This is a genomic window from Stenotrophomonas sp. SMYL20, from assembly GCF_036320045.1.
Classification (GTDB): domain Bacteria; phylum Pseudomonadota; class Gammaproteobacteria; order Xanthomonadales; family Xanthomonadaceae; genus Stenotrophomonas; species Stenotrophomonas maltophilia_A.
Window position 1 is genome coordinate 25861 of sequence record NZ_JAWIRT010000004.1, and the last position, 12164, is coordinate 38024.

Below are 12164 nucleotides of genomic sequence, written 5' to 3' on the forward strand. Positions count from 1 at the left end.
AGGAATTCCCATGTCTGTTTTGATTAACAAGAACACCAAGGTGATCGTGCAGGGCTTCACCGGCCAGCAGGGCACCTTCCACGCCACTCAGATGATCGAGTACGGCACCCAGGTTGTTGGCGGCGTGACCCCGGGCAAGGGTGGCACCACCCATATCGACCTGCCGGTCTTCAACACCGTTGCCGACGCCGTGCAGAGCACCGGCGCCAACGCTTCGGTCATCTACGTGCCGCCGCCGTACGCGGCCGACGCGATCCTGGAAGCCGCTGCTGCCGGCATCAAGGTCATCGTCTGCATCACCGAAGGCATCCCGGTGCTGGACATGCTGCGCGTCAAGAACGTGCTGACCCGTTCGCATCCGGACACCGTGCTGATCGGGCCGAACTGCCCGGGCGTCATCACCCCGGGTGAGTGCAAGATCGGCATCATGCCGGGCCACATCCACCAGCCGGGCAAGATCGGCATCGTGTCGCGTTCGGGCACCCTGACCTATGAAGCGGTCAAGCAGACCACTGAAGTCGGTCTGGGCCAGTCCACCTGCATCGGCATCGGTGGTGACCCGATCAACGGCCTGAACTTCGTCGACTGCCTGAAGCTGTTCAACGAAGACCCGCAGACCGAAGGCATCATCATGGTTGGCGAAATCGGCGGTGACGCTGAAGAAGCCGGCGCCGAGTACATCAAGAACCACGTGAAGAAGCCGGTCGTCGGTTTCATCGCCGGTGCGTCGGCTCCGGCCGGCAAGCGCATGGGCCACGCCGGTGCGATCGCCTCGGGCGGCAAGGGCACTGCCGAAGGCAAGTTCGCCGCCATGGAAGCTGCCGGTGTTGTCACCGTCCGCTCGCCGGGCGACCTGGGCGCTGCCATCGCCAAGCTGGTGAAATAAGACCGCTTGTGTAGAGTCGAGCCATGCTCGACTGACGCTCTTGCTTCAAACAGAAAGGCCGCCTCCGGGCGGCCTTTCTGCGTCTGGTGCCCTGACCATCCCGGTAACCCCATCCACGCATGGCGTGGATCTACTGAGCCGGGGCTGTCCACGCAATGAGCGCGCCCGGCGCGCGCATGGCGCAGCGCTACAATGGGCACATTGCAACCACAGGCTGGATTCCCATGGCTTCGATCCGCATCGCGATGGCGCAGTTCGACTTCCCGGTCGGCGATGTCGCCGGCAACACCGAGCGCATCATCGAGATGATCGGCCAGGCGCGCGACGAGTACGGCGCCGAGCTGGTGATGTTCCCCGAGCTGGCGGTGAGTGGTTATCCGCCGGAAGACCTGCTGCTGCGCCCGGGCTTCCTGTACGAGTGCGAGCAGGCGATGGCCCGCATCGCTGCTGCCTGCCGTGGCATCACCGCCGTGGTTGGTTGGCCGCAGGCGGCCGGTGCGGTGGTCTACAACGCCGCCAGCGTGCTGCGTGACGGCCTGGTCGAGCAGACCTACCGCAAGCGCGAGCTGCCCAACTACGCGGTGTTCGACGAGCGCCGCTACTTCGATGTCGATCCGGATGGCGGCAGCTGCGTGTTCGAGGTCAACGGCATTCCGGTCGGCCTGCTGATCTGCGAGGACCTGTGGTTCGCCGAGCCGCTGGCCGACACCGTGCGCGCCGGTGCGCAGCTGGTGGTGGTGCCCAATGCCTCGCCCTACGAGCGTGGCAAGCATGCCCAGCGCGATGCAGTGCTGGCCGCACGCACCCGTGAGAGCGGGGCGGCGATCGCCTACCTCAACGTGGTCGGTGGCCAGGACGCGCTGGTGTTCGACGGCGCCTCGGTGGTGGCCGATGGCGACGGTACCGTGCACCCGGCCGCCGCCGCCTTCGTCGACCAGTGGCTGGTGGTGGAGTACGACGGTGAAAGCCGCCGCTTCATGCCGCACGTGTGGATGGACGATGGCGACGAGAGCATGGACGCGCTGGCCTGGCGCGCAGTGACCCGTGGCATCCAGGACTACTGCCGCAAGAACGGCTTCAAGAAGGTGTGGCTGGGCCTGTCCGGCGGCATCGATTCGGCGCTGGTGCTGGCCATGGCCGTGGACGCGATGGGCGCGGAAAACGTCACCGCTGTGCGGTTGCCGTCGCGCTATACCGCGGGCCTGTCCAACGACCTGGCCGCCGAACAGTGCCAGGCACTGGGCGTGAAGCTGGAGGCGGTATCGATCGAGCCGGCGTTCAAGGGCCTGATGGAATCGCTGGCGCCGATGTTCGAAGGCACTGCGCCGGACGTGACCGAAGAGAACCTGCAGTCGCGCAGCCGTGGCGTGATCCTGATGGCGCTGGCCAACAAGTTCGGTGGCCTGTTGCTGACCACCGGCAACAAAAGCGAATACGCGGTGGGTTACGCCACCATCTACGGCGACATGTGCGGTGGCTATGCGCCGCTGAAGGACCTGTACAAGACCGAAGTGTTCGGGCTGTCGAAGTGGCGCAACACCGTGGGCGGCGCGCCGGTGATCCCGCCGGCCGTGATCAGCCGCCCGCCGTCGGCCGAGCTGCGCGAGAACCAGCTGGACCAGGATTCGCTGCCGGCCTATGACGTGCTGGACGGCATCCTGTACCGCTACATCGACCAGGAGCAGTCGCGCACGGAGATCGTTGCGGCCGGCTACGACGCGGCCGTGGTCGACCGGGTGCTGCGCCTGGTGCGCATCAGCGAGTGGAAGCGGCACCAGGCCGCGCCGGGGCCGAAGGTCTCGCGCCGGGCATTTGGCCGCGAGCGTCGTTACCCGATCAGCAACGGTTACAAGGGCTGAAGCTGCGGTTGGCGGGTAGTGCCGGCCGCTGGCCGGCAACCCCGCATACCGCGTATCCACGCATGGCGTGGATCTACTGGGATCTACTGTAGAGCCGAGCCATGCTCGGCTCAGAGGCAGTCGAGCGTGGCTCGACGCTACATTTCAGGCCTTCCACGCATGGCATGGATCTACCGGGCTTCGTCGAGCAGCTGTTCGAGATCGGCAGTTTCGGTGGCTTCGTCGAACGGGCTGTCCCTCAACCGTGCCCGCACAAACGCCAGGCCATCCGCCGCCGCCGCATCCAGCGTGCCGCGGTGGTCGACCGGGTAACGCCGGAACGCGACCGGCTCGCCTCGCAGGGCCAGGCCTGCGGCATACAGCAGGGTGGTCAGATAGGGCACATCGCGGTCCTCGCTGCCGTGGCCGAGCATCAGCGGTTGGCTGAAGCCGCGGCGCGGTACGCCGAGATAGTCGTACAGCACCGCCCAGATGCCCGGCACGCTGGTCAGCGGTGCAGTGAACATGCTGCCGGTATCCGCACCGTCCAGCGTGGCGGCCAGTTCGCCCAGGCACTGCTCGCGTGCCACTGCCACGCGGGCGCGGCCGGTGTCGCTGAGGACGCGGTCGATCTGCGGCGCGACCTGCAGCAGGCCATCAAGCAGGTACGCGTGATAGGCGTTGAGCGCGCCAGGATTGGCGGTGCGGTTGTCCGGCTTCATCACCAGCGCGGTCAGCTCGACGGCGGTGGGCGTGCCGGTGGTGAAGCTGCCGCGGTAGTGCAGGGAAGGGCCGCCATAGGTGGGCGCCAGATGCCCGGCTGTGAGGGCTGCAGCGCCACCCTGTGAATGACCAACCGATACCCAGCGCGGCGACAGCGTTGCGTTGCCCAGATACTGGCGGCTGGCCTTGACTAGGTCGATGGCATTGCGCGCGGCAGTGCGCACATGCAGATAGGCATGCTCGCCGGGGCTGCCGAGCCCCTGGTAGTCCGCGGCGACCACCGCATAGCCCTGGGCCAGAAACTGATCGAGGAAGCGCCCGTCGCGTTCGGGTTGGTAGGGGCCGGACACCGAGGGCGCGCAGCGATCGGCGATGCCCTGGGTGCCATGTGCCCAGGACACCACCGGCCAGCCGCCCGCTGGAGCCGCGCCGGCGGGCAGGTACAGCAGGCCGGTGCCTTCGGCCAGCTGGCCGCGAAGATCCGGGGTGCGGTAGTGGAGCTTGTAGGCCTGCGCAGCCTTGGACGGCACCCATGACGCGCGATAGGGGGCAGCAGACAGCAGATCGCCCGGTGCACCCGGTGCGGCAGCCAAGGGGCCCGAGGACAGCGCCAGCACGGCGGTGGCGAGGAGGCAGGCGAGGGGGCGGAAACGGCGGGGCGGTAGGGTCATGGGGCGCTCCTTCACGGCCGGGATGGCCGTTGCGCCGCAGTGTGGAGGGCGTCGCCGGAGCGGGATGCGACCGGCGTCGCATCCGCCGGGAATTCGTAGAATTCCTAGTGTCGTGGTCGATGGGCGTACGAACCATCCACGCATGGCGTGGATCTACCGACAAAGAAAAGGCCCCTTTCGGGGCCCTCTCTTACTTCTTTTCCAGTCGCGCGTTGCGCTGGCCGGTGCTGGCGGATTTCTCGCCGGCGAACGGGTTCAGCTTGCGGATCATCCACGGGTACTTCGGCCACTTGCCTTCCAGCCACGGGTGGTCCGGCTGGTTCAGCTGCAGGACGCGGCGGGCATCGTCGGCCAGGGTCTTGTTGCCCAGGTGGGTGTAGGAATCGGCCAGCACAGCCACGGCGTCGTACTGGAAGGCGCTCTGCGGGTAGGTTTCCAGCAGGTAGTTGGCGCGGCCGGCGGCCGAGACCCAGGCGCCGCGGCGCATGTAGTACAGGGCGTTGTCCAGCTCATGCTGGGCGAACACGTCACGCAGCTCCAGCATGCGCTGGCGCGCATCGGCGGCGTAGCGGCTGTTCGGGTAGCGGTCCACCACGATGTTGAAGTCCGAATACGCCTGGTGCGGCGTGGACAGGTCGCGGCGGCTGGCATCCAGAGACCATACGCGGCGCAGGAAAACCGTACTGCGGTTGGAGTTGGCCAGGCCGCGCAGGTAGTACAGGTACGCGATGTTGCGATGGGTCGGGTAGGTACGGATGAAGCGGTCGATGCTGGACACCGCGTCATCGTGCTTGCCGGCCTTGTACTGGGCGTAGGCGGTCTCGATCATCGCCTGCTCGGTGTACGGACCGTACGGATACTGGGCCACCAGGCGGCGGAAGCTGGCTTCGGCGCCGCTCCAGTTGCCACCCTGCATCAGCTTGTGGCTCTTCTCGTACAACTGTTCGACCGGCGTCCCTTCATCGGGGCGATCGCCCTTCTTGGCACCACGGTGGCAGCCGGTGGCGGCGATGACCAGCACCAGCAGCAGGGCGGTGAGGCGGACGGGCGCGGAGAGCATGGCGGAGCGTCGGATCATGGGGTCGAGGCGGGACGCGGCTGGAATACGAAGGGTCGATGATAGCCTAGTGTCCTGTCCAGCGACTGAAACCGGCCGCCGGGACCCCAAAATTTCAAAGAATGCCCCCTGCCATGTCTGAACAACCCTCTGAATCGGCCCGCCAGGCCATCGTCCCCGACACCGCTGCCGGCCGTCGTTTCGACGCCGTGGTGGCCGAACTGTTCCCCGAATACTCGCGTTCGCGCCTGACCGAGTGGATCAAGGCCGGTGAGGTGCTGCTGGACGGCGCCCAGGTGCGCCCGCGCGATCCGCTGCGCGGCGGCGAGCTCGTGACCCTCAATGTGGTGCTCGAGACCCAGACCGACGCCCAGCCGGAGGACATCCCGCTGGACGTGCTGTTCGAGGACGAGCACCTGCTGGTGATCAACAAGCCGGTCGGCCTGGTGGTGCACCCGGGTGCGGGCAACCACAGCGGCACCCTGGTCAACGCCCTGCTGTTCCGCGACCCGTCGGTGGCGGTGCTGCCGCGCGCCGGCATCGTGCACCGCCTGGACAAGGACACCAGCGGCGTGATGGTGGTGGCCAAGACCCTGGAAGCGCAGACCGCGCTGGTCGAGCAGCTGGCCGCACGCGACGTGCACCGCCAGTACCTGGCCATCGTGATGGGCGCGCTGGTGGCCGGCGGTACCGCCGATGCCCCGATCGACCGCCACCCACGCGACCGCCTGAAGATGGCCGTGCGCGAGGATGGCAAGGAAGCGATCACCCATTACCGCCTGCGCGAGCGCTTCCGTGCGCACACTGCGCTGGAATGCCGCCTGGAAACCGGCCGTACCCATCAGATCCGCGTGCACATGGCGCATGTGCGCCATCCGATCATCGGTGACCCGCTGTACGGCGGTGCGCTGAAGCTGCCCAAGGGCGCCAGCGATGAGCTGGTAGCCGCGCTGCGCGGCTTCAAGCGCCAGGCCCTGCACGCCGAGACCCTGGAGTTCACGCACCCGATCACCGGTGAGCCGGTGCGCAACACCGCGCCGGTGCCGGACGACATGCTGCACCTGATGAAGGTGCTGCGCGAAGACAGCGAAGCTTTCGCCGCACGCGAGCGGGACCGCTGGTGATGGCCGCCGCGTTGCCTTTGCTGCAGGCGGACTGGCCGGCGCCTCCGGGCGTCCATGCGCTGACCACGCGTCGGCACGGTGCGGGCATTTCGCCGGCGCCGTTCGCGCAGTTCAACCTGGGCAACCGGCACGCGGCCGATGGTGATACCCCGGCCAACGTGGAGCACAACCGCCAGCTGCTGCTGCAGGGGCTGGCGCTGCCGTCGGCACCGCACTGGCTGCGCCAGGTGCACAGCAGTACCGTGCTGCGCTTCACAACGCCGCCAGTGCCAGGCGCAAGCGAACCGGTGGCCGACGCTGCGGTGACCTCGGTGCCCGGCGTGGTGCTGGCGATCCTGACCGCCGACTGCCTGCCGGTGGTGTTCGCCGCTGCCGACGGTAGCGAAGTGGGCGCCGCTCACGCCGGATGGCGCGGGCTGGCCGACGGCATGCTGGAGGCCACCGTGGCCGCCATGCAGACCCCGCCCGCGCAGCTTCGCGCGTGGCTGGGCCCGGCGGCCGGGCCGGCCGACTACGAGATCGGCGAAGAGGTCTTCCACGCCTTCGTCGGCCATGATCCGGCGGCCGAGGCGGCGTTTGTGGCGACACGCCAGGGGCACTGGAAGGTGGACCTGTTCGCCCTGGCACGTCAGCGCCTGCAGGCGGCGGGCATGGACCCGGCGCAGGTGTATGGCGGCACGGTGTCGACGATGGCCGATCCCGACCTGTATTCGCACCGGCGCGACCGTCGCACCGGGCGCATGGCGACCCTGGCCTGGATCGCGCCCTGACCACGCCGTTGTTCACGCGCGTGCTGGGGCCGGCCTTCGCCACCCTGGCCACGCCGGTGCAGGCGCTGCATGCCGCGCCGTTGCCGTGCCGCTACGTGGGGCAGGCGCGCATCGCGAGAGGGCGGCACTGGCTGGTGCCGCTGCTGGCCGCGTTGGCGCAGTTGCCGAAGGACGGCGACGCGCTGCCCACCGAAGTGGCGTTCAGTGCCCACGGGCAGGGCGAGCAATGGGCACGACGATTCGGTCGCTGGCCGATGGTGTCGCGGCTGTGGGTACACGAGGGATACCTGCGCGAGCAGCTGGGCGCGGTGCGCTTCGAATTTGATCTGCAGGCCCGCGACGGTGGCATCGACTGGTCGGTGCGGCGGGTCTGGGCGTTCGGGCTGCTGCCGCTGCCGAGGCGCTGGTTTGGTGGTGTGCGTTGCCGCGAAGCCTGGCAGGGTGAGCGTTACACTTTCCTGGTCGATGTGACCTTGCCCTGGGCCGGAGCCCTGATCCGCTATGAAGGCTGGCTCGAACCGCAGTGATTCCGCCGCCGAGGCCGGCAGCGCGGTGATCGTGTTCGATGGCGTGTGCGCGCTGTGCAACCGCTGGGTGCGCTTCCTGCTGCGTTTCGACCGCAAGGGCCGCTACCGCTTTGCGGCGATGCAGGGCGCGCAGGGCAGTGCGATGTTGCGCGCGCATGGGCTGGACCCGCAGGACCCGATGTCGTTCCTGCTGCTGGACGAACAGGGCGCCTGGACCGATACCGATGCGATCCTGCGCGTGCTGGCGGGGCTGGGCGGCGCCTGGCGCCTGACCGGTGCATTGCGCGTGCTGCCGCGCAGCTGGCGTGATGCCGCGTACCGCGCGCTGGCCCGCAACCGCTACCGCTGGTTCGGGCGGCATGACGCCTGTTACCTGCCCGCACCGGAGCAGGCCGCGCGGTTCCTGGATTGAAGAAAAAAGGGGACGGAGGGGATTAAGTCGTTTGTGCACAAACGACTTAATCCCCTCCGTCCCCTTTTTCCCTCAACCTTCCAGCGCGTCCAGATAGCTGCGGCGCCAGTGGTTGATGTCGTAGGTGCGCAGGTGCTCCATCATCGCGTGCCAGCGTTCCTTGCGCCTGCGCAGCGACATCGTTGCCGCGGTGGCGATGGCGTCGGCCACGCCGTCCAGATCATGCGGGTTCACCAGCAGCGCCTGCTTGAGTTCGTCGGCGGCGCCGGCCAGCAGCGACAGCACCAGCACGCCGGGGTCTTCCGGGTCCTGCGACGCCACGTACTCCTTGGCTACCAGGTTCATGCCATCGCGCAGCGGCGTGACCAGGCCCACTGCCGCCGCCCGGTAGAAGCCGGTGAGGGTGGCGTGGGTGAAGTTCTGGTTGACGTAGCGCAGCGGCGTCCAGTCCGGTTCGGCGTGCCCACCGTTGATGTGCCCGGCGATCTGCTCCAGCTGGCTGCGCAGCTGCCGGTACTCGGTGACATCGCCGCGCGAGACCGGGGCGATCTGCAGGTAGGTCAGCGAGCCGCGCTGATCCGGATGGCGCTCCAGATAGCGCTCGAAGCCGAGGAAGCGTTCGGGCAGGCCCTTGGAATAGTCCAGGCGATCCACGCCGATCGCCAGCTGGCGGTCACGCAGGCTGTTGCGCAGGTTCTTCACAGCGGCCTTGGTGGCGGCGGTGCCGGCCTGTCGCGCGATCAGCTCGGTGTCGATACCGATCGGGAACGCCGCCGCACGGAAGCGGCGCCCGCCCGGTGCTTCCAGCTCGCCGTTTTCGAGCACGCGGCCGCCGCCGAACAGGCGCAGGTAGGTCTGGAAGCGATCGGCGTCGCGCTGGGTCTGGAAGCCGACCAGATCGTAGGCGTACAGCGCGGAGAACAACCGAAGGTGGTCGGGCATGGCCTGCAGCAGGTCGGCGGACGGCATCGGGATGTGCAGGAAGAAACCGATGCGGCAGCCGATGCCACGCTCGCGCAGCAGCGCACCAAGCGGGATCAGGTGGTAGTCGTGGATCCAGACGATGTCGTCCTCGCGCAGCAGCGGCGCGAGCTTGTCGGCGAACAGCGCGTTGACCTTATGGTAGGTCTCGCGGGTGCCCCGGTCGTAGTCGACCAGATCCAGGCGGAAGTGCAGCAACGGCCAGAGGGTGCGATTGGCGAAACCGTTGTAGTAGCCATCGACCTCGCGCTTGCTCAGGTCGAGGGTGACGAATTCGATATCGCCATCCTTCTGCGTGTGCAGCGTGCCGCTGCCGTCGCGCACACTCTTGCCGCTCCAGCCGAACCACATGCCGCCACGTTCCTTCAGCGCGGCCAGCAGGCCCACCGCCAGCCCACCGGCGCGGTTCTCGCCCGGTACGGCCACGCGGTTTGAAACCACCACCAGACGACTCACGATGCCTCCTGCCAGGACCGCGACAGGCGCATCGCGGCGGTGATCAGGCCGACGTGCGAATAGGTCTGCGGGAAATTGCCCCAGGCCTCGCCGCTGTCGAAGGCCAGATCCTCCGACAGCAGGCCAAGATGGTTGCGCTGCTTCAACAGCAGTTCGAACATCCCGCGTGCTTCGTCCATGCGCCCGATCGCCGCCAGCGCATCGATGTACCAGAAGGTGCAGATGGTGAAGCTGGTTTCCGGTTCGCCGAAGTCATCCGGCGCGACATAGCGGTACAGCGAGTTGCCATGCTTGAGGTCGCGGCCGATGGCGTCGACGGTGGCCACGAAGCGGGCATCCAGCGCGTCGATGAAGCCGATGTCGGCCAGCAGCAGCAACGAGGCATCCAGCCGATGGCCACCAAAGGTATCGGTGAAGTGGCCCAGCTCCTCGCTCCAGGACTCGGCCATGATGCGCGCATGGATGGTGTCGGCACGCTCGCGCCAGTAATGGGCGCGGTCATCGCGCTTCAGGCGCACGGCGATCTTGCACAGGCGATCGCACGCTGCCCAGCACATCGCGCTGGTGTAGGTGTGCACTTCGGTGCGGCCGCGGAACTCCCACAGGCCGGCATCAGGCACGTCGTGCAGGGCGAACGCCTGTTCACCCAAGGGTTCCAGGCGGGCGAAGGTGTGCGCATCGCCCGGGTCCTGCAGGCGGCGGTCGAAGAACAACTGCGTGGACGCCAGCACCACGCTGCCGTAGACATCGTGCTGGCGCTGCACCCAGGCCAGGTTGCCGCGCCGCACCGGGCCCATGCCACGGTAGCCGGACAGGCTGGGTACTTCGTCCTCGTCCAGCTTGGCCTCGAAGCCGATGCCATACAGCGGCTGCAACGTGCCGTCGGTGGTGGCCAGGTTGAAGATATAGCCGAGGAACTGTTCCATCGTGCGCGTTGCGCCGAGGCGGTTCAGTGCGCGCACCACGAACGCGGCATCACGCAGCCAGCAGTAACGGTAGTCCCAGTTGCGCACGCTGCCGGGCGCTTCCGGAATGGAGGTGGTCATCGCCGCGATGATCGCGCCGCTGTCCTCGTACTGGCACAGCTTCAGGGTGATCGCACTGCGGATCACCGCGTCCTGCCATTCCAGTGGAATGGACAGGTAGCGCACCCATTCGCGCCAGTAGTCGCGGGTGCGCTGGAAGGCTTCCCGCACATAGCCACTGATCGAGCGGTTGAGCGATTCATCCACGCCCAGGATCAGGTGGATGGGATGGTTGAGCACGAACGGCAGGCCATCGCGGATGAAGCGCACCGGTACGTCGGTGGTCAGCCGCAGCACGTGTTCGGGCAGGATCCAGCGCACGTGGTTGCTGCCCCAGGTGGACTCGGGCACGCGTGCGCCCCAGTCAGCCAGTGGCCGTGCGTGCACGGTGATGCGTGGGCTGCCGGCCAGTGGTCGTACCTGGCGGATCAGGCTGACCGGTCGGTAGAAACGGTCGTTCTGGCGCCAGCGCGGGGCGAAATCAAGGATTTCCAGTTCACCACCGTGCGCGTCGCGCAGCACAGTGCGCAGGATCGCGGTGTTGGTCAGGTATTCCTGCTCGCTGCTCGCGAAGTCCTCCAGCTCGATGGCGAAGTCGCCACCCGTCTGCTGGTTGGGGCCGAGCAGGGCACAGAAGGTGGGGTCGCCGTCGAAGGTGGGCAGGCAGCTCCAGACAACGCGGGCACGTTTGTCGACCAGGGCGCCGAAGCTGCCGTTGCCGACCACGCCCAGATCAAGATCGGGTTGGGTCATCACGCGGTACATCTCGGTTGCGGCCGTGGGGTGGCCGGGTCAATAGGCATTCTCACGCAGCCAGGCGTGCACGCTGCGTATGTCGGGCAGCGCGAACACGGCTTTGCTGGGTTCCCGTTCGCCCACCAGCACGCTCCAGCCATGCTGGCTGTTGGCGGCGTCGAAGCCGAACTCATCGGTCAGGTCATCGCCGAGGAACACCGGCAGGCGGCCGCGGAACGGCAGGTACTGCATCATCCGGCGCACGGCACGGCCCTTGTCGGTGCCGACCGGAACGAACTCGACCACATGGTCACCGGGCTGCAGGCGATAGCTGGCACGGCCACGCACATGGCGGTCGGCGAAGGCGCGTACATCACTTGCCGCGTGCGGCGCACCGCGCCAATGCAGCGCCAGGCCGACGCCCTTGTCTTCCACCAGCACGCCGGGATGGCCATGGGCGAAGCGCATCGCCTGCTGGTGCAGCGCGTGCAGCCACTCGGCGGTGTCGTCGTCGTGTTCGTCGCGCAGGACGCGACCGTCTTCGCCGCGCAGTTCGTGGCCATGCAGGCCGGCGGCGGGCAATTTCAGGGGAGCGAACAGTTGATCCAGCTGCTCAAGCGGGCGACCACTGACCAGTGCCACGGCACCTTCCAGGCGGTCGCTGATGCGGCCGATGGCTTCACGCACATCCGGCAGCAACTGCACGGCATCCGGGCGTGCAGCGAATTCGATCAGGGTGCCGTCGACATCGAGGAACAACGCGCAGGCGTCATCCAGCAATGGCGGTGGCGGACGCAGGGGGAGCGGTTCAGCCATGACGCCCAGCTTGCCAGCGCGGGCGTGTACGTGGGGTCGAGGGCAGGCTACGGATCTGGTAGTGCCGGGGGGGGGGGGGGCCCCGGGGGGGGGCGGGGGGGGACGCGGGGGGGGGCGGGCCCGGGCGCGCCACACCGGCCCGT

At 67.8% G+C, this 12164-nt stretch carries 11 protein-coding genes; 6 read left to right on the plus strand and 5 right to left on the minus strand.

Annotated features, from left to right (window positions below):
* Positions 1–10 precede the first annotated feature (10 nt).
* Both sucD and V3B48_RS04045 read left to right on the plus strand, forming a co-directional pair.
* Positions 11–886 carry a succinate--CoA ligase subunit alpha gene (sucD, locus tag V3B48_RS04040; protein ID WP_005410793.1) on the plus strand — a complete coding sequence of 292 codons (876 nt, stop codon included), beginning with the start codon at positions 11–13 and terminating at the stop codon, positions 884–886.
* 224 nt (positions 887–1110) lie between these two features.
* Positions 1111–2745, plus strand: a complete 1635-nt coding sequence (locus tag V3B48_RS04045) for an NAD+ synthase (RefSeq protein WP_032128820.1) — start codon at positions 1111–1113, stop codon at positions 2743–2745.
* A gap of 170 nt (positions 2746–2915) precedes the next feature.
* Here V3B48_RS04045 and V3B48_RS04050 read toward each other — a convergent pair whose 3' ends face one another.
* A complete protein-coding gene (locus V3B48_RS04050) occupies positions 2916–4118 on the minus strand; it encodes a lipase family protein (RefSeq protein ID WP_329893246.1) in 1203 nt (400 codons plus the stop codon).
* Between the two features lie 190 nt (positions 4119–4308).
* On the minus strand, positions 4309–5196 hold the full coding sequence (locus V3B48_RS04055; RefSeq protein WP_029379759.1) for an outer membrane protein assembly factor BamD: 888 nt from the start codon (positions 5194–5196) through the stop codon (positions 4309–4311).
* A gap of 113 nt (positions 5197–5309) precedes the next feature.
* Here V3B48_RS04055 and rluD point away from each other — a divergent pair, with 113 nt between their 5' ends.
* Genes rluD through V3B48_RS04075 form a run of 4 tightly spaced genes read left to right on the plus strand, consistent with a single transcriptional unit; the run spans position 5310 to position 8008 of the window.
* Positions 5310–6299 carry a 23S rRNA pseudouridine(1911/1915/1917) synthase RluD gene (gene rluD / locus V3B48_RS04060; RefSeq protein ID WP_080291790.1) on the plus strand — a complete coding sequence of 330 codons (990 nt, stop codon included), beginning with the start codon at positions 5310–5312 and terminating at the stop codon, positions 6297–6299.
* Positions 6299–7069: a peptidoglycan editing factor PgeF gene (pgeF, locus tag V3B48_RS04065; RefSeq protein WP_329893247.1), complete on the plus strand. Its 771-nt coding sequence runs from the start codon at positions 6299–6301 to the stop codon at positions 7067–7069. The genes rluD and pgeF overlap by 1 nt, the downstream gene beginning before the upstream one ends.
* Before the next feature lie 20 nt (positions 7070–7089).
* Complete coding sequence (locus tag V3B48_RS04070) at positions 7090–7596, plus strand: DUF4166 domain-containing protein (RefSeq protein ID WP_329893313.1); 507 nt, start codon at positions 7090–7092, stop codon at positions 7594–7596.
* Positions 7571–8008: a thiol-disulfide oxidoreductase DCC family protein gene (locus tag V3B48_RS04075; RefSeq protein WP_032128816.1), complete on the plus strand. Its 438-nt coding sequence runs from the start codon at positions 7571–7573 to the stop codon at positions 8006–8008. Before V3B48_RS04070 ends, V3B48_RS04075 begins: the two co-directional genes overlap by 26 nt.
* A gap of 72 nt (positions 8009–8080) precedes the next feature.
* Here the strand turns inward: V3B48_RS04075 and otsA are convergent, their stop codons facing one another.
* The 3 genes from otsA to otsB are packed head-to-tail and all read right to left on the minus strand — an operon-like array spanning position 8081 to position 12021.
* Positions 8081–9445, minus strand: coding sequence for an alpha,alpha-trehalose-phosphate synthase (UDP-forming) (otsA, locus tag V3B48_RS04080; RefSeq protein ID WP_121504692.1), 1365 nt, complete (start codon positions 9443–9445; stop codon positions 8081–8083).
* Complete coding sequence (locus V3B48_RS04085; protein WP_329893248.1) at positions 9442–11223, minus strand: glycoside hydrolase family 15 protein; 1782 nt, start codon at positions 11221–11223, stop codon at positions 9442–9444. Before V3B48_RS04085 ends, otsA begins: the two co-directional genes overlap by 4 nt.
* 39 nt (positions 11224–11262) lie before the next feature.
* A complete protein-coding gene (gene otsB, locus V3B48_RS04090; RefSeq protein WP_253145692.1) occupies positions 11263–12021 on the minus strand; it encodes a trehalose-phosphatase in 759 nt (252 codons plus the stop codon).
* Between the last annotated feature and the right edge of the window lie 143 nt (positions 12022–12164).